This is a genomic window from Rhodococcus sp. SJ-3 (assembly GCF_051918125.1).
Taxonomy (GTDB): domain Bacteria; phylum Actinomycetota; class Actinomycetes; order Mycobacteriales; family Mycobacteriaceae; genus Rhodococcus.
On record NZ_CM123306.1, the window covers coordinates 919,013 to 935,799 of the forward strand.

At 66.6% G+C, this 16,787-nt stretch carries 17 protein-coding genes; 3 read left to right on the plus strand and 14 right to left on the minus strand.

Annotated features, from left to right (window positions below; genetic code table 11):
* Window positions 1-96 precede the first annotated feature (96 nt).
* Window positions 97-1,191 carry an FUSC family protein gene (locus tag ACTDXD_RS04190; protein WP_440127527.1) on the minus strand — a complete coding sequence of 365 codons (1,095 nt, stop codon included), beginning with the start codon at window positions 1,189-1,191 and terminating at the stop codon, window positions 97-99.
* 34 nt (window positions 1,192-1,225) lie between these two features.
* The gene (locus ACTDXD_RS04195) at window positions 1,226-1,642 is read right to left on the minus strand and encodes a DUF3151 domain-containing protein (protein WP_440125930.1); all 417 of its coding nucleotides are present in this window, start codon (window positions 1,640-1,642) and stop codon (window positions 1,226-1,228) included.
* 80 nt (window positions 1,643-1,722) lie between these two features.
* Here ACTDXD_RS04195 and ACTDXD_RS04200 point away from each other — a divergent pair, with 80 nt between their 5' ends.
* Complete coding sequence (locus ACTDXD_RS04200; RefSeq protein WP_440125931.1) at window positions 1,723-2,808, plus strand: Rv0361 family membrane protein; 1,086 nt, start codon at window positions 1,723-1,725, stop codon at window positions 2,806-2,808.
* Between the two features lie 66 nt (window positions 2,809-2,874).
* Here ACTDXD_RS04200 and fbaA read toward each other — a convergent pair whose 3' ends face one another.
* Complete coding sequence (fbaA, locus tag ACTDXD_RS04205) at window positions 2,875-3,912, minus strand: class II fructose-bisphosphate aldolase (RefSeq protein WP_440125932.1); 1,038 nt, start codon at window positions 3,910-3,912, stop codon at window positions 2,875-2,877.
* Between the two features lie 156 nt (window positions 3,913-4,068).
* On the opposite strand from fbaA, the gene ACTDXD_RS04210 reads away from it, so the two are divergent.
* On the plus strand, window positions 4,069-4,947 hold the full coding sequence (locus ACTDXD_RS04210) for a VTT domain-containing protein (protein ID WP_440127528.1): 879 nt from the start codon (window positions 4,069-4,071) through the stop codon (window positions 4,945-4,947).
* A gap of 9 nt (window positions 4,948-4,956) precedes the next feature.
* On the opposite strand, the gene ACTDXD_RS04215 is transcribed toward ACTDXD_RS04210, so the two are convergent.
* The 3 genes from ACTDXD_RS04215 to ACTDXD_RS04225 all read right to left on the minus strand — a co-directional run bounded on the left by ACTDXD_RS04215 (window position 4,957) and on the right by ACTDXD_RS04225 (window position 7,497).
* Window positions 4,957-6,075: a glycoside hydrolase family 76 protein gene (locus ACTDXD_RS04215; RefSeq protein ID WP_440125933.1), complete on the minus strand. Its 1,119-nt coding sequence runs from the start codon at window positions 6,073-6,075 to the stop codon at window positions 4,957-4,959.
* Window positions 6,076-6,172: 97 nt separating this feature from the next.
* Window positions 6,173-6,784, minus strand: a complete 612-nt coding sequence (locus ACTDXD_RS04220) for a TrmH family RNA methyltransferase (RefSeq protein ID WP_440127529.1) — start codon at window positions 6,782-6,784, stop codon at window positions 6,173-6,175.
* An 86-nt stretch (window positions 6,785-6,870) separates the two neighbouring features.
* A complete protein-coding gene (locus tag ACTDXD_RS04225) occupies window positions 6,871-7,497 on the minus strand; it encodes a hypothetical protein (RefSeq protein ID WP_440125934.1) in 627 nt (208 codons plus the stop codon).
* A gap of 95 nt (window positions 7,498-7,592) precedes the next feature.
* On the opposite strand from ACTDXD_RS04225, the gene ACTDXD_RS04230 reads away from it, so the two are divergent.
* On the plus strand, window positions 7,593-8,039 hold the full coding sequence (locus tag ACTDXD_RS04230; protein WP_440125935.1) for a hypothetical protein: 447 nt from the start codon (window positions 7,593-7,595) through the stop codon (window positions 8,037-8,039).
* Window positions 8,040-8,043: 4 nt separating this feature from the next.
* On the opposite strand, the gene ACTDXD_RS04235 is transcribed toward ACTDXD_RS04230, so the two are convergent.
* From ACTDXD_RS04235 to clpB, 8 genes are all read right to left on the minus strand, one after another.
* Complete coding sequence (locus ACTDXD_RS04235; RefSeq protein ID WP_440125936.1) at window positions 8,044-8,763, minus strand: lysoplasmalogenase family protein; 720 nt, start codon at window positions 8,761-8,763, stop codon at window positions 8,044-8,046.
* Between the two features lie 25 nt (window positions 8,764-8,788).
* Window positions 8,789-9,916: a galactokinase gene (gene galK, locus ACTDXD_RS04240; RefSeq protein ID WP_440127530.1), complete on the minus strand. Its 1,128-nt coding sequence runs from the start codon at window positions 9,914-9,916 to the stop codon at window positions 8,789-8,791.
* Window positions 9,916-10,962: a galactose-1-phosphate uridylyltransferase gene (gene galT / locus ACTDXD_RS04245; RefSeq protein WP_440125937.1), complete on the minus strand. Its 1,047-nt coding sequence runs from the start codon at window positions 10,960-10,962 to the stop codon at window positions 9,916-9,918. Before galT ends, galK begins: the two co-directional genes overlap by 1 nt.
* A gap of 16 nt (window positions 10,963-10,978) precedes the next feature.
* Window positions 10,979-11,518 (minus strand): orotate phosphoribosyltransferase, encoded by a 540-nt coding sequence (gene pyrE / locus ACTDXD_RS04250; protein WP_169687058.1) that lies wholly within the window; start codon window positions 11,516-11,518, stop codon window positions 10,979-10,981.
* Between the two features lie 79 nt (window positions 11,519-11,597).
* Complete coding sequence (locus ACTDXD_RS04255; protein ID WP_440125938.1) at window positions 11,598-12,233, minus strand: LemA family protein; 636 nt, start codon at window positions 12,231-12,233, stop codon at window positions 11,598-11,600.
* Between the two features lie 93 nt (window positions 12,234-12,326).
* Window positions 12,327-12,986, minus strand: coding sequence for a hypothetical protein (locus ACTDXD_RS04260; protein ID WP_440127531.1), 660 nt, complete (start codon window positions 12,984-12,986; stop codon window positions 12,327-12,329).
* 28 nt (window positions 12,987-13,014) lie between these two features.
* A complete protein-coding gene (locus ACTDXD_RS04265) occupies window positions 13,015-13,929 on the minus strand; it encodes a DUF5666 domain-containing protein (RefSeq protein ID WP_440125939.1) in 915 nt (304 codons plus the stop codon).
* Between the two features lie 72 nt (window positions 13,930-14,001).
* Window positions 14,002-16,557: an ATP-dependent chaperone ClpB gene (gene clpB, locus ACTDXD_RS04270; RefSeq protein ID WP_169687060.1), complete on the minus strand. Its 2,556-nt coding sequence runs from the start codon at window positions 16,555-16,557 to the stop codon at window positions 14,002-14,004.
* Between the last annotated feature and the right edge of the window lie 230 nt (window positions 16,558-16,787).

Here is a 16,787-nt window from a genome sequence, read left to right on the forward strand (position 1 = left end):
ACAGTTCCCGCGACCGTTCCTGCTTCGCACACCGGTTGCAACGGGTGTCCGAAACAGCGATCGTCGCGGGACGAACCGGCCGCACCAGGGCCGATCTCAGTCCTCCGGCGGATAAGCGGGCTTCTCGACCGTGGGCGGCAACGTTGCGAGTGCCGAGATGCGTTTGAGCCCTGATGTCTGCAACAGGTCGACGAGCAGAGAGCGGATCTGCGCGAACACCACTGTCGCCGACACTCCGGCTCCGTCGATCAGTTCCGGGCTCATCTTCCTTGCCACACTGCGCAACACACGGGCGGCCTCGGCCGCGTCGGGTTGATCGCCGGGTTCGGCAAGCACCATCTCGCGAAGCACTTCGACCGCGTTGGCGAGTTCTTCGACGATGCCGACGAGCCGGGAATCGAGAATCTCGTCGTCACGGACCAGAGTCAGCGACCGTCGCGCGAGGACGCGGATATTGCGCATCGCGTTGTCGATGGGGTCGGCGGCGGCAGTCAGCCGTGCGAGCCGCGGACGACTGTTCCAATAGAGCGGGGAAATCCGGCTGACCTCGTGGCCACCCTGGAGGTTGCTCCGCATGGAGTCGATCGCGGATTGCGTGTCGCGGGCTTGCCGCAGGGCAGCTTCGATGGGCTTCGGATTGTTCTCGACGAGGCCGGTCTCGACCTTCCGCAGAACCTCGGCGGCGGTCTTGAGAATGTCTGCGGCGTTCTTCCTCGCGCGCCGGACCGGATGAGTGGGGATCAGCGCTACCACTGCGATCCCGACCAGGCCGCCGACGAGAGCGTCGACCATCCGGTCGATGCCGCCCGTGCCGCCGGGGGGTATCAGCGTCGCAACCAGGACAGCCGAATTGCCTGCCTGCATCGAGAAGATAGGCCCGCTGTTGAGCGCCACCGCGGACGCCATGGCGATCGCCACGACCAGAGCGATCTGCCAGGGCCCACTGCCGATCAACGAGACGAGCAGGTCCCCGACGCCGATTCCGACGGTCACACCGCACACGAGTTCGACGGAGCGGCGCAGCCGGGCACCCAAGGACAACCCCAGGGACACCACGGCGGCGATCGGCGCGAAGAACGGCTGCGGGTGACCGATCAGTGTGGTCGCAACCCACCAGGCGATACCGGCAGCGAGCGCGCATTGCACGATCGGCAGCGCGGACGAGCGCAGTCGCAGCGACGACTTCCGCAATTTCGTGCGGAAGTCGTCGCGGGTGGGTAACGACCTATTCGACGCCAAGTTCCTCCGCCGCGCGGGGATCGCAGTCCTCGAGCAGATCGAGGCACCGAGCGTGCTCGTCCGCTTCGCCGATCGCCTTCGCTGCCTTGGCGAGCACGGCGACGCAGCGCAGGAACCCGCGGTTGGGCTCATGGCTGTAAGGCACGGGGCCGAAGCCCTTCCAGCCGTTGCGCCGCAGCTGGTCGAGACCCCGGTGGTAGCCGGTGCGGGCATAGGCGTACGCGGTGATCGTCTCGCCGGAGTCGAGCGCTGCCTCCGCGAGGTACGCCCACGCGATCGATGCGGTCGGATGCTCGGCCGCAACCTTCGCCGGCTCCTTGTGATCGAGCAGATCAGATTCCGCTTCGTCGTCACCTGGGAGGAGAGTGGGCTGGGGTCCGAGCAGATCACCGAATGAGGTCATGGCGCCCATTCTGCCCCTCCACCGTCGAGCCTGGATAAGCTCCCCACATAATCACCCATCATCCGAACGAGGTGCAGCGAGTGCCGGACCCGAAGAACGAAGACCCGACCGAAGACTCGACGGAATCGTCAGCAGGCGAGGTCGCGGAGAACGGGCCGGCCGATACGCCCGACGACGTAGACACCTCGGGGAAGGTCGACGACGCAGACACGTCGGGGAAGGTCACCGAGGCGGCAGACGAGAAGGCCTCCGAGGACGAGGCGCACGACGATGCAGCGCCCGACCGGGTCGAGGACAACGCGGACGACGCTGCCTCGGGCACCCCGTCGGAGGAGACCGAATCCTCAGTGGATGACAATGCAGCCGCCGCTCCGGAAGATTCCCGGCCCGACGACAACGAGCAGGACCCCGGCGCAAGAACCGACGAACCCGCCGACCCGGATCCGGTCGAGTCCGAGACCGTCGCCATGCCGATCGTCGAGAAGACCCCGGACCCTGCCGACGCAAAGACCGTCGCTATGCCGATCGTCGAGAAAGCCGAGCAGCCCGACGACGGCAAGCAGCCCGAGCCACCCGCAACGGATCCGTCCGAGGCACCGACGACTCAGATCCCGGTCAGGAGCCACGCCCCGAAAGCGGAGCCGCAGCGCATCGCGCCGCGCGTGCCCGAGGCCCCGCGCCCGGAGCCTGCGCCGTTCCAGCCCACGCCTGCCCCTACCCGAATCCCCCCGTCGCCTCGAAAGAAGCGCGCGGGTTGGATGGTCTTCGCCGGTGTCGCCGCTGTCGTGGTGATCGCCGTCGTCGCCGTCATCGCGTTCCTGCAGTACCGGGAGAGCAATTCCCCCGAGTCTCACATTCGCGCCAGCGTCGACGAGTTCGTGCAGGCACTGAGTGCAGGCGACCTTGCAACACTGCAGTCTTCGACGTGCGGCGGGCTCGCGGAGTTCTACGCGACGGTCGCCCCCGAGGAGTTCGACAGCATTCACACGCTGGCCGTGGAACAGGGCTCTGTGCCGGTCGTGTCGAGTATCGACAAGGTGCAGATCACCGACGACACCGCGATCGTCGAGGTCACAGCTCACCCGATGGGCGATCCGTCCGACGTCACGGCACGCACCTTCGACCTCGCGCTCCAGGGGGAAGAATGGAAGGTGTGCAGCGAATAGCGCGCAGACCCCTCGCGACGACGAAGGGCGCCGGCTCGCGCCGGCGCCCTTCGTCGATCGTGATACCTACTTGGCGGACACCGAGCGTCCCGCGGACTTGAGGTCGTTGCACGCCTCGACCACGCGAGCGGTCATCGCCGCCTCGGCCTTCTTCAGGTAGCTGCGCGGATCGTAGACCTTCTTGTTTCCGACCTCGCCATCGATCTTGAGCACACCGTCGTAGTTGCTGAACATGTGTGCCGCGATCGGGCGGGTGAACGCGTACTGGGTGTCGGTGTCGACGTTCATCTTCACGACGCCGTAGCTCAGGGCCTCGTCGATCTCCGACTTCAGCGAGCCCGAACCGCCGTGGAAGACGAGGTCGAACGGCTTCGAGCCGTCCTTGAGACCCAGCTTCTTCGATGCGGCCTTCTGGCCTTCGTCGAGGATGCCGGGCTTGAGCTTGACGTTGCCCGGCTTGTATACGCCGTGCACGTTGCCGAACGTCGCGGCGAGGAGGTACTGGCCCTTCTCGCCCGCGCCGAGCGCCTCCACGGTCTTCTCGAAGTCCTCGACGGTGGTGTAGAGCTTGTCGTTGATGGCGTTCTCGACGCCGTCCTCTTCACCGCCGACCACGCCGATCTCGATCTCGAGGATGATCTTGGCGGCAACCGCGTCGGCGAGTAGCTGCTGAGCGATCTCGAGGTTCTCGTCGAGTGGGGTGGCGGAGCCGTCCCACATGTGCGACTGGAACAGGGGGTTCTTGCCTGCGTCGACGCGTTCCTTGGAGATCGCGATGAGCGGGCGGACGAAGCCGTCGAGCTTGTCCTTGGGGCAGTGGTCGGTGTGCAGAGCGATCGTGACGTCGTACTTCTCAGCGACGACATGCGCGAACTCGGCAAGCGCGACCGCACCGGTCACCATGTCCTTGACACCGAGGCCCGAGCCGAACTCTGCGCCACCGGTCGAGAACTGGATGATGCCATCGCTACCGGCGTCCGCGAAGCCCTTGATAGCGGCATTGATGGTTTCGGACGAGGTGCAGTTGATGGCCGGGAACGCGAAGGAGTGTTCCTTGGCGCGGGCAATCATCTCGGCGTAGACCTCGGGAGTCGCGATAGGCACAGCGGCTGTCCTCCAGATGAGAGTGGATCGGCTACCCGCTCGGGTGTGGCAGGTGCTCTTTCGTCCCTGCAGTATGTCAATAGCCACGGCGTTTAGATACTCGGGCCGCTCGCCCGAGGCCGCTGCGATTCGAGCGCCCTCTGATGCGCCGGTACTCTGGGCATCGTGAATTTGCTTGAAGCCTCGGAATCCGCGACCAATTTGGCCCTGCTGCCGGGCTTCCTCGACCCGGTGAATCTGCTGAACTCGTTCGGCACCTGGATGCTCCTCGGGCTCCTGCTGGTGGTGTTCATCGAGTCCGGTCTGCTGTTTCCGCTGCTTCCCGGCGATTCGCTGCTGTTCACCGCGGGCCTGATCGCCGCATCGAAATCGACGGAGGTCGAGCCTTTCGCACCATTGTGGGTGCTGATGGTGACGATCCCGATCGCGGCGATCCTCGGTGATCAGGTGGGCTACTTCATCGGTACCAAGGGCGGCGCAAAGCTGTTCAAGAACGACGACGCGAAGCTGTTCAAGAAGAAGTACCTCGACGAATCCCACCGGTTCTTCCTGCGCCACGGTCCCGCAATGATCTTCCTCGCCCGATTCGTTCCTATCGTCCGCACCTACGCGCCGCTCGTCGCGGGTGCGGCGAAGATGCCGTATCGCGTATTCATCACCTACAACGTCATCGGCGGCATCGTGTGGGGCGCGGGCGTGACACTGCTGGGCTACCTTCTCGGACAGATCTCGTTCATCGCCGACAACGTCGACATCATCTTCCTGCTGATCGTGTTCGTCTCGGTGCTCCCGATCATCAGCGAGGTCGGCAAGCGTCTCCTCGCGTCACGCAAGAACGCCGGAGGCGAGGGCACCACTGCAGCAGAAACCGCGTCTGCAGATGAAACCGCGCCGGGGCAGGACAACTCTGCCGCTGCACTGCCCGGCACCGACCACACGCCGACCGCCCCGATCCCGACCCGGTCTGCGGCACAGACCTCGGCACCGACCACGCCGATCCCGTCGCTCGGTTCGGACCCGAACACTCGGCGATGACGTCGTAGTTCAGGGAGATGCGACAACCGCGTTTGCGGCTTCCATCAGCATCCAGCCACCGAGTTGCACCGACAGGTCGCGTTCTGCGATCGACGATGAGCGCACGGTGCCTCCGGCGAACTGCGCGACTGTGCCCGACGAGCCCGGCAGTTTCGCGGGCTGAGCCCAGTCACTGCCGAACAGCGGCAGGCCTTCGATCTGCAGGCGGTTCTCCCACGCCGCATCTGCCGAGGCGAGCACGATGCGACGTGCCGTAGCTCGCGCTCGCACGTCGTCGGAGTCCTGCACCGGCAAGGTGGTCGCGACCACCGCGAGATAGCGCGCGAGGATACCGTTGAACAAGCCGCCGTCGCCTCCCCCACCACCTGTGACGATGCTGCGTTCGGTGAGTTCCTCGTCGACCGCGTCGACGAGTGCATGGACCCGTGCGCGATGACGCGGATCGTCGCATCGGGTCGCGAGTTCGGTTTCGACTCCGAGCACTACGCCCTGGCAGTACGAGTAGACGGCGCGTTCGAGCACACCGTGGCGGATTCCGTCGAGAACGAGTCCGCTGTCCGGATCGACAAGACGCTCGTGGATCCAATCGGCCATCTCTTGCGCGCGCTCCAGCTTGCCCGAGCGCGCGAGTAGCAGCGCTGCCGGACCGTTCGCGGGGGCGTTGAAGAAGTCGTCTCCGCGGCGCCACGGGATACCACCGCCGTGCTCGGGTTGCCACGCGTCGTGCAGTTCACCGACGAGGGTCGTGATCGCAGCGCCATGGTCGACGCGCAGGTGCCGCCCGGCGCGGTCGAGGGCCAGACCGAGCCAGGCCATGTCGTCGAAATAGTTGTTGGTCCAGCCTGTGATGTTGCGAATGCGGTGGCTGCGGGTCAGCTGCACGACGCGGCGCCGGCCGCGCTGGGTACCGTCGCCGGCCTTCGCGTGCCGCTCTGCTGCATCGACAGCGAGATCGATCAGGTGCGCCTGCCACCAGTAATGCCACGATCCGAAGATGCGCTCGCGCCGCGTCGCCGGCCAGCCGACGACACCGAGTTCGGTGCCGGGTAGTCCCCAAAGTCGACGCACGTGCCTGGCCACGACGGCAGCTTCGGCTGCATCCGCCCGGCCCGTCCACATTTCTGGCATGCAGTAATCATCCTCGTCCCACGACAGCGGCGTGGCCACACGGCCCGCGCTCATACATCCGCGCAGCCCGAGTTGGTGTTACTACCAGCCCGGACGACTACCAGGCACGGTCCAGGTCGGCGTGTTGGCCGATCCAGGCGTGCATGGCGATTCCTGCCGCGACACCTGCATTGATGGAGCGGGTCGAACCGAACTGTGCGATCGACACCGTCATGGTCGCCACCTCGCGCGCCCGCTCGGTCACGCCCGGCCCTTCCTGCCCGAACAACAGCAGGCAGTTGCGGGGCAACTCTGCCGTCTCCAGTGGCACGGAACCGGGGGTGTTGTCGACTGCGACGATGGTCAGATCGTGCTCGGCCGCCCAGTCGATGAGCGCATCGACGTCGGAGTGATGGTGCAGATGCTGATAGCGATCGGTGACCATCGCCCCCCGGCGGTTCCACCGCCGTCGCCCCACGATATGGACAGCAGCGGCTGCGAACGCGTTGGCGGTGCGCACGACGGTGCCGATGTTGGCGTCGTGCGCGAAATTCTCGATCGCCACATGCAACGGATGCCTGCGGGTGTCGATGTCGGCGACGATTGCGTCGCGCGTCCAGTACCGGTAGGCGTCGACGACGTTGCGCCGGTCTCCGTGTTCGAGCAGTTCCGGGTCGTACTTCGGGTCGGTGGGTGGGGGCGTGTCGAACTCGTCGGTCCACGGCCCCATACCGTGCGGGTGCTCCCCCCACTCGGTGGGTCCGGCAACAGTGAGCGGGTCCTGCTCCTGATCCGGTCTTTCCTGAGCCGCCACCGTCAGAACGTCTCGTTCGAGTCGGATGCCACGGTGAATCCGTGCCCGGTGCTGTCGTTGGTGCAGGTCACGTCGGCCTCGGTGGTCTCGCACGTGTAACCGAGCTGCGAGAGCGGCGATCCCGCGGGCAGTACCTCCGCAGATCCCTCGACGGGCAGGTAGACAGGCCCGCCCGAGCACAGGAATTCACCGGGACCGCTGTCGACGACGCGCATCCCGTGGCCCCAGTTGACGACGCAGCTCTCGGGCTGCGGCGGCACCGGATCCGTGACGCCTTCACAACCGGCTTCGGTACGTCCGGGGAGCTGCACGATGCCGCATGCGAATGCGCCGCCGGGGGTCGTGAAGTAGTAGGACTCGCCCTGCTCGAACGCAACGGCCTCCAACGTAGGCGGCACTTCGGGAGCCGGCTCGGTCGTCGTCTCCGCAGGCGCGAGCTCGGGGGCCGGCGCTTCCGTGACGGCCTCCGTCGTGGGAGCTTCGGTCGCGGTCGGAGCAGCAGTCACGCTCGAGGTTGCGGGCGTGGTGGAGGTTTCCCGAGCTGCGGCATCCGGTTCGTCTCCGGATCCCCCGCACCCGCTCAGCACAAGTACAGCACCCAACACAACCGCAGCGGACGACACACGCACCTTCACACCGTTCCCTCCGACGAACACAGAAAGTGCCACTCTATCGATCGGCGGTCGGAGCGCAGACACGCGCTAGTCTGGGAGACGGAGGAGCCATGAAGCACACGCGCATCCTGCGCACGGTCGCATTCATCACGACCGGATACTTGATTCTGCTCTCGCTCTGGCTGAACCTGTTCTACCCGAACTCCGCCGAAGGCACCGAAGGATTCCAGGTGATGTTCCTGGTCTGCTTGTACGGTGCGGTGCTCGGCGCGGGCATGTTGATCGCCGATCGCACCACCCGCGAAGACCGGAAGATCGAACGCGACGGCCTCGAAGGCTGGGCCACGATCCGCTCCGCCACCCCACTCGGCTCTGTGGTCGGTCATGTGCAGCGAACCGAGCTGGATTTGGATCTGATGGTGCCCGGATCCGAGCCGTACAGCGGCAAGGTGGTGTTCGAGGCCGAACACCGCGACCTGCCGCGACTGACGGCCGGCCAGGTGGTCTCGGTGCTCGTCGACCCCGACGACCGCACCAGGATCCTGATCTTCCCCTGACTGGTCACCTGCGTCGGGCGAGCGCGAGCATCCCCTCGATCAGAAGCAACTGCGCACCCGCGTAGGTGGCGAGTACGAAACCCTCCGCCGCCGCCCGTGCGGACTTGCCTCTCAGCAGGGTCCGCCGCTCGACGATGGTGCCGTCGGACAGGGTGAAGACCAGCCCGCCGAGCCCGAGCCAACTGCGCCGGTCGGCGCTCGGAAACACGAGCCCGCCGGAGGTCTTCGCACCCGGCGCGAGGGACGGGTCGGCAGCCAGTGTCGCGGTGGTCGCAAGCACCGTGCCGTACGCGGTGAGCGGCACTGCCACCGAGCGACTCCGCCATCCGAGCAGGCAGGCGGCTCCCAGCACCGCGGGCACGCGCTGTAGCACCGCGGTGCGGGTCGGGCGAGCACCGTGCCGGGCGAGCACCGTCGAGTACGACATCTGCATCACCGCGAAAGAGCCTGCACCGCGCAGGATCCGGCTGTCGTCGTCGGGGTCGATCATGAACACGTCGCCCACGGTCGCGGCAGTGAGACCTGCGAGGAGCAACGCGGTGTCGGCACGGTCGAGATCGCGAGAACGCCGCAGCACCCGGACGGCAAGCGACGGCGCAAGCAGCGGCTTTGCAGCTTTCTGCACCGCTTCGTTGCCCAGCGCTCCGCCGACCACCGTCGCCGCGCTCGCGGCCACGAACACGGCGTGCTCGATGCCCCATCTGTTCCGAGTGAACCAACCCATGCGCGCACAGTACCCGGGTTGCGCATCAACAGCGGCGCGCACCATCGGACGGTGTGGCGCGCAGGAACACCGGCGACGGAAAGTCCCGGGCCGCGGCCGCCGCAGTCACCGACATCTGGATCCTCTGCACGTCGTTGTTCTCGCACAACGCAATTGCCGATCCCCCGAAGCCTCCCCCGACCATACGCGCGCCGAGCGCACCTGCCGCAGTCGCAGCGTCTACGGCGCTGTCGAGTTCGGCGCAGCTGACCTCGAAATCGTCGCGCAGAGACCGATGCGACGCATCGAACAGGGGGCCGAGATCGCGTACGCGACCGGAGCGCAGTGCATCCGCGGCGGTACGGACGCGTGCGATCTCGGTGACCACGTGTCGCGCGCGGCGCTGCAACATCGCGTCATCGAGTGCAGATACGGATTCCACTTCGCGCAGTGGCCTACCCAGCAATCCGGCCGCTTCCTCGACGGCGGCTCGCCGTGAACCGTACTGACCGTCGACCAGGCGGTGCCCCGTCCCGGTATCGACGACCAGCACCGTGAGGCCCGCAGCAGCGGTGTCGACGGGGATGTGTTCGACGTGCCCGTCGGTGCAGTCGAGGAGCAACGCGTGGCCCGCCCTGCCTCTCAGCGCGATCTGCTGATCCATGCCGCCGGTCGGCGCCCCCACATAATCGTTCTCCGCACGCACACACGCACGCGCGAGGACATCGCGTCCGTCGTCGTCCACGGGAAGTCCGCACATGTCGGCGAGCGCCAGCGCCACAGCCCCCTCGAGCGCAGCGGACGACGACAGACCCGCTCCCACCGGAACTTCCGACGCTATCGCGATGTCCGCCCCGCGAAAACCGGGTGGATCGAGCGACCGGATCACACCGGCGATGTACGCGCCCCATCCGTCGACGCGGTCGCCCTGCTCCACGTCGACGACGCCGAACCCGGGGCTGTACAGGCGCAACCGCCCATCGGTGCGACGGCGCACCGCAGCGGCCGTGACCTGGGGAATAGCCATCGGGAGGCACAATCCACCCGCGTAGTCGACGTGCTCACCGATCAGGTTCACGCGACCGGGTGCACACCAGATGCCGTCCGGGCCGCCACCGAACTCCGTCGCGAACGTACGCGACGCCTCGTCGCACACCGCGCCCTGTGGCGACATCACGGTGCGAGCTCACGCAGTCGTTCGGCGATGAGTTCGGGGGTCGTGTCGCTGATCCACGCGCCCATGGCCGATTCCGAAGCTGCCAGGTACTTGAGCTTGTCGCGTGCACGACGCAGCGAGAAGATCTGGCAGAACAACCGCCCGTACTCGCGTCCGTCCCCGACGGGCGCCTGATGCCATGCCGCGATGTACGGAACGCGGTCGAGGTCGTCGAAGAACCGGTCGATGCGTCCGAGTAGATCGCGGTAGGCAAGGGCGAGTTCGTCGCGTTCGGCGTCGACGAGCGCGGTGAGATCGGGGACGTCACGATGCGGCGCGAGGTGTACCTCGATCGGCCATCGCGCCGCATCGGGAACGTACGCGGTCCACCATTCGCCCGACCACACGACACGAGTCCCGGCGCGTCGTTCGGTGTCGAGGATGTCGCGCTGGAGCGACCGGCCGGTTCGTTCGTGGTGGTCGCGGGCGCGGGCGAGCAGCGTCCGCGTGCGCGGCGGGAGAAACGGGTAGGCGTAGATCTGACCGTGCGGATGTTCCAGTGTCACACCGATTTCGACGCCGCGGTTCTCGAAGCAGAACACTTGGGCCACCCCCGGCAGCGACGACAACGTCGCCGTGCGCGACGCGAGGACGTCGATGACAGTGCGGGCCCGTGTCGCGGTCAAGTCCGCGAAGCGGGCATCGTGGTCTGCGGTGAAGGCGACCACTTCGCAGCGGCCGCCCGAGGAGAACGCGGGGAAGCGGTTCTCGAAGACTGCGACGTCGTAGTTGTCCGCAGGGATTTCGGTGGAGGCGCCCGGGCGGGTCGGGCAGAGTGGGCAATCCGCGACGGAGGGGAGGAATGTGCGTTCCATGCGGTGCGCGGCGAAGGTCACCGGGTCTCCGGTGAGTGGGTCGATGCGGACCTCCGACGCCGCCACGACCGTCGGGAGTTCGCGACGGTCGTGTGCGACACGGGTGGCCGATCCCCCGACGTACGGTTCGGTGTCGTCGAAGAAGATCAGTTCGCGACCGTCCGCAAGGTGTGTGACGGTCTGCCGCATCCGTTGGTTCACGGTGTCAGGAGTTGTCGAGGCCCAGGTCGGAGAGGCCGAGCAACGACCGGTATTCGACGCCTTCCGCCGCGATGACCTCGTCGGCTCCGGTGGCGCGGTCGACGACCGTTGCCACACCCACGACGATCGCGCCCGCGTCGCGCAGTGCCTTGACTGCGGTGAGCGGCGAGTTCCCAGTGGTGGTCGTGTCCTCGACGACGAGCACTCGTTTGCCCACGACGTCGGGGCCTTCGATCTGACGCTGCATGCCGTGCGCTTTGGCTGCTTTACGGACGACGAACGCGTCGATAGGACGTCCGGGCGCGTGCATGACGGCCATCGCGACCGGGTCGGCGCCCATGGTGAGCCCTCCGACCGCGTCGAAATCCCAGTCGGAGACGAGGTCGCGCAGAAGTGAGCCGATGAGCGGAGCTGCACGATGATGCAGGGTCGCCCGACGCAGATCGACGTAGTAGTCGGCTTCCTTGCCCGACGACAACGTCACCTTGCCGTGCACCACTGCCAGCTCACGTACCAGTGCACTCAGTTCGTCGCGGTCGCTCATTTGCACTTCCTCACCGTCGTCTCGTCCACCGCCGGTGGCGGAACCGGCGCGAACGAGCCTAGTCGCTGTCGGTGCGTCCTCAGGCGGCGACGGTCCCCGAGTCCTTGTCGTCGCTTTCGACAGTGGTGGACGGCCGCATGTCGGGCCGCTCCTCGGGCACCGGAACCTCGGTCGCAGTATCGGTCACCAGACCGGCCGGTACCTCGAAGACTGCGACCGGCCGCACGCCGGCCAGCGTCGCGTACAGCGATGTCGGGAAGCTCGACACCTGGGAGTTGAGCTTGTTCGCGAGATCGTTGTGGACACGAACTGCACCTGCAATGCGCTGCTCGCGAGTGTGCAGTTCGCGGGCGACCCGGATGAACGGCCAGTGGTTGACACCGTCGAGGACTCCGATGAGTTCGTGCAACGCGGCAGAGAGCGCGTTCTCGGTGGCCGCACGTTCGGGAAGATCGAGGCGTTGATCGCGCATCGCGATGGCGAGGGAGCGTGCTCCCACCACCGGGCTGATGCGGCTGCGTTCGACGCCGGCGCCCGCCGATGCCGCGATCAGCGCGGGAATCAGGTCGTAGCGATCGTCGAGTTCGTTCAGGAGCAGATTCAGGCCGTCTCGGCGTCGGGTGCGAAGCGTCCGCAACCGGCGCATCCCCAGCCGTATCCAGAGCAGCGCAACGGCCACCACTGCCACAACTATCACCAGAGCCACAGGTGTCACGGCGTGAAATGTACAGACCCCGATCAGTTCGCACGACGAAGGATCCGGCGTGTCATCCGGGGCGTGTCCGTACCGTGACCTGACGAGCGGGGACTAGCGTTGCGCGGAGGGGCGTCCCGGGTCGTGGAAGCTGCGATCGACATCATCGGGGTCGACCACGGGCGGGAGGACATGCAAGATGCCCGACAGGCGCGCCACGGTCTCGATAGCCGCATCCCATTCGCGCCCGTTGCTTCCCACCGGGATCGAACCGAGAGTCCACGGACCCTCACTCCACAGCATCTGGACGTGCTCAGGGATCGCCTGGGTGAACGAAACCATCCGCTGGTCGCACACGCGACGGGCGATCTCGAGGTCGGTGGAGAACACGATGCGCGGGCCGATCGACCCGAGCAGATTCATGTCGGAATCCTTGGGAGGTGGCGTCGACTTGAGCCGCAGATCGATGTCGACGTCGGATCCGACCTTGCGGCGTACCGCGACGATGGTGGCGGTTTCCTCGATGTCGAACAGGATGAAATCTTCACCCCGGCGCACCCCGCGCACGACGTCTATCGCGCCCAGGTACTCCTGCTTGGCCAATGCCGCGCGATGCCAGTTGGAAGGCAGCCGCTCGTCGGAGTCGGTGTACTTGTACCCCTGGGCACGCGCCCAGATCTCCCGCACACGCCCGGACTGTTCCCTCCGCGTGCGGTCGACGTACAGGAGCGCGAGCGCGCCGAGAAGCGCGATCGCCGCCAGACCGAACCACATGAATGTCATCGCGATCAGCCTAGCGTCTTCAGTTGCCCGGGCTGCCGAACGACGGGAGCGACGCGCTGATGACGGTTTCGGCCGTCATCTGTCCGTTCTCGACGGGACTGCCTGTCGCGACCACCGTCGCGCCGATCTCGAGCGCTTCCGGAGACGACCCCCTCAACGTGATGATCTGGGTTTCCGGCGTGAACAACACCGTGGTGAGCGACCCGCCGATACCGCTGAGAGTGATGCTCGTGCCGTCGTTGGCCGTGATCGACCCCACGACGGCTCCGGTGCTCCCGATGGCCTCACCGAGTCCGCCGGGAAGCTGATCCAGCGGTAGCCCCGGCGCTCCGTCCGGCTCGGCGGCCGGTGGCGGTGTCGTCGTCGGTGCGGGTGGCATCGTTCGGGTCGTGGTCGGGCCGGTCGCGACGGTGTCGGGCTCGTCGTCGCCTCCGCTCAGGAGGAAGCCGACGATCCCCCCGAGCACGATGAGGACAACTGCGGCGAGAGCCACCAGCCCCCAGCGCGGACCGCGGGGGGACTTCTCGGGCTCGGGGTGCGGCCCGTATCCGGGCGGGGGTGCGCCGGGCGGTTGATATCCATCGCCGGGGTGACCGGCCTGTGGGTATTGCCCCTGCGCATACTGCGTCTGCGAGTAGTCGGCTGTCGGGTACTGGGCCGTCGGATACTGCGCGGCCGGATACTGGGCGGCCGGGGGCCCGCCCTGCGCGTACTGCCCCAGCGGTGCACCGAGCTGCTGAGTGGGGTTCGGTGGGGGCGCCGCCGAATCGAAGCGCGGGTCGTACTGCGGGTACGCCAGGGTCGGGTTCGTCACCGGCCGGCCGTACGCCTCCGTCGGATCGTCGGTGTGCAGTACGCGCGTCTCGTCGTCACCCGGCTCGTCGTGCGGATAGGCACGCTCCTGCGGTGTGCGCGGATCGTTCGGATTCGTCATGGCATTTTCCAAGGTACCGATACGGGGCCGGTCCCGGTGGTCGTTGCCACCGGGACCGGCCCCGCACTGGTGTCAGACGCCGAGAACCAGACCGTCGGCATTGTCGGTGACGCCGACCTTCACGGTGTCGCCGTCGCGGACCTCCCCCGCCAGCAGCTTCTTGGCGAGCTGGTCGCCGATCGCCTGCTGGATGAGCCGGCGCAGCGGACGCGCACCGTACTGCGGGTCGTAGCCGCGGACCGCGAGCCACATCCGTGCCGCTCCGTCGACGTCGAGCGTGAGCCGACGTGCCTCGAGGCGCTTCGCCAACTGGTCGATCTGGATGTCGACAATCTTCTCGAGCTGCTCTTCCGACAGCGGATCGAAGATCACGACGTCGTCGAGCCGGTTGATGAACTCCGGCTTGAACGCCATCCGCACCGCCGCCATCACCTGGTCCTTGTCCCCACCCGCACCGAGGTTCGAGGTGAGGATCAGGATGGTGTTGCGGAAGTCGACCGTGCGACCCTGACCGTCGGTCAGGCGCCCGTCGTCGAGCACCTGCAACAGCGTGTCGAACACGTCGGGGTGCGCCTTCTCGACCTCGTCGAACAGCACCACCGTGTACGGACGACGACGCACAGCTTCGGTGAGCTGACCGCCCGCGTCGTAGCCGACATAGCCGGGAGGTGCGCCGACCAGACGCGCAACGCTGTGCTTCTCGCTGTACTCCGACATGTCGATCCGCACCATGGCGCGTTCGTCGTCGAACAAGAAGTCGGCGAGGGCCTTGGCCAGCTCGGTCTTGCCGACGCCGGTGGGTCCGAGGAACAGGAACGATCCGGTGGGACGGTTCGGGTCGGCGACACCGGCCCTGGCGCGGCGGACCGCATCCGAGACGGCCTGCACGGCCTCGGCCTGACCGACCACGCGGTGGCCGATCTCGTCTTCCATCCGCAGAAGCTTCTCGGTCTCGCCTTCGAGCATGCGGCCGGCGGGGATACCAGTCCATGCAGCGACGACCTCTGCGACGTCGTCCGGGCCGACTTCCTCCTTGAGCATCACATCGCCGTCGGACGCCGCCCCCGACGCCTGCGCTGCGGACTCGAGCTTCTTCTCCAGTTCGGGGATGCGGCCGTAGCGCAGCTCGGCGGCCTTGCCGAGGTCGCCGTCGCGTTCGGCGCGTTCCTCTTCACCGCGCAGCGCTTCGAGTTGTTCCTTGACCTCACGGACGGAGTCGATGGCGGTCTTCTCGTTCTGCCAGCGTGCAGTGAGCTGATTGAGCTTCTCGCGTTCGTCGGCGAGTTCACCGCGCAGCTTGTCGAGTCGTTCCTTCGACGCAGCGTCGGTTTCCTTCTGCAACGCCATCTCCTCGATCTCGAGGCGACGGACGATACGTTCGACGGTGTCGATCTCCTCGGGACGCGAGTCGATCTCCATCCGCAGCCGCGACGCGGCCTCGTCGACGAGGTCGATGGCCTTGTCGGGGAGGAACCGCGACGTGATGTAGCGATCGGACAGGGTCGCGGCGGACACAAGCGCGGAGTCGGTGATGCGCACACCGTGGTGCACCTCGTAGCGCTCCTTGAGTCCGCGCAGGATACCGACGGTGTCCTCGACGCTCGGCTCACCGACGAGCACCTGCTGGAAGCGGCGTTCGAGGGCGGCATCCTTCTCGATGTACTTGCGGTACTCGTCGAGAGTGGTGGCTCCGACCAGTCGGAGTTCACCGCGCGCGAGCATGGGCTTGATCATGTTGCCTGCGTCCATTGCGGACTCGCCGGTCGCGCCTGCGCCGACGATGGTGTGCAGTTCGTCGATGAACGTGATGATCTGCCCGGCGGATTCCTTGATCTCGTCGAGTACTGCCTTGAGTCGTTCCTCGAACTCCCCGCGGTACTTTGCGCCCGCGACCATCGAACCGAGATCGAGGGAGATGACGGTCTTGCCGCGGAGCGACTCGGGAACATCGCCCGCAACGACACGCTGGGCGAGGCCTTCGACGATGGCGGTCTTGCCTACGCCTGGTTCACCGATGAGCACGGGGTTGTTCTTGGTACGACGCGACAGGACCTGAACGACACGACGGATCTCGTTGTCGCGACCGATGACCGGGTCGAGCTTGCCTTCGCGGGCACGCGCGGTCAGGTCGGTCGAGTACTTCTCGAGAGCCTGGAAGGTTCCTTCCGGGTCGGCGCTGGTGACGCGTCCGGTGCCGCGCACCGTCGTGAACGCGTCGCGCAATGCCTCCGGGGTCGCGCCCTTGCCTGTGAGGAGCCGGGCGATGTCGGAGTCGCCGCTCGCGAGGCCGACGAGAACGTGCTCGGTGGAGACGAATTCGTCGGTGAGTTCGGTCGCGAGTTTCTGCGCGACGGACAGCGCAGCGATCGCTTCGCGGCCGAGTTGTGGTGTGGTGGTCGCGCCGGTCGCGGTGGGCAGTTTGTCGACGAGGTCGTGGGCCTCGCCCCTGATCTGGGCTGGGTCGACGCCGACCGCTTTGAGCAGCGGGCCTGCGATGCCGTCGGTCTGGTCGAGCAGTGCGACGAGCAGGTGAGCGGGCCGGATGTCCGGGTTGCCCGCAGCGGATGCCGACTGCAGTGCCGCCGTCAAGGCCGCCTGGGTTTTCGTCGTGGGGTTGAACGAGTCCACTACGGGCTCCTTCCGTTCTCGAGTGGGTCTGTGTCAATTCTGTACCCGCAGACTCCGGTCCGCGGGCACTCGATCGATTCAACGACCCCAAAGTTGAGTTTGTTCCACTCAACTTTCATCAAGTGAGTGATTCACATCACAATTATGACGTCCGGCTACATGTCCGGAACTCGCATGTGGCCGACCCACGAGGAAACGACTACAGTGGCGGCGTCCGAATTGGCGCAGTA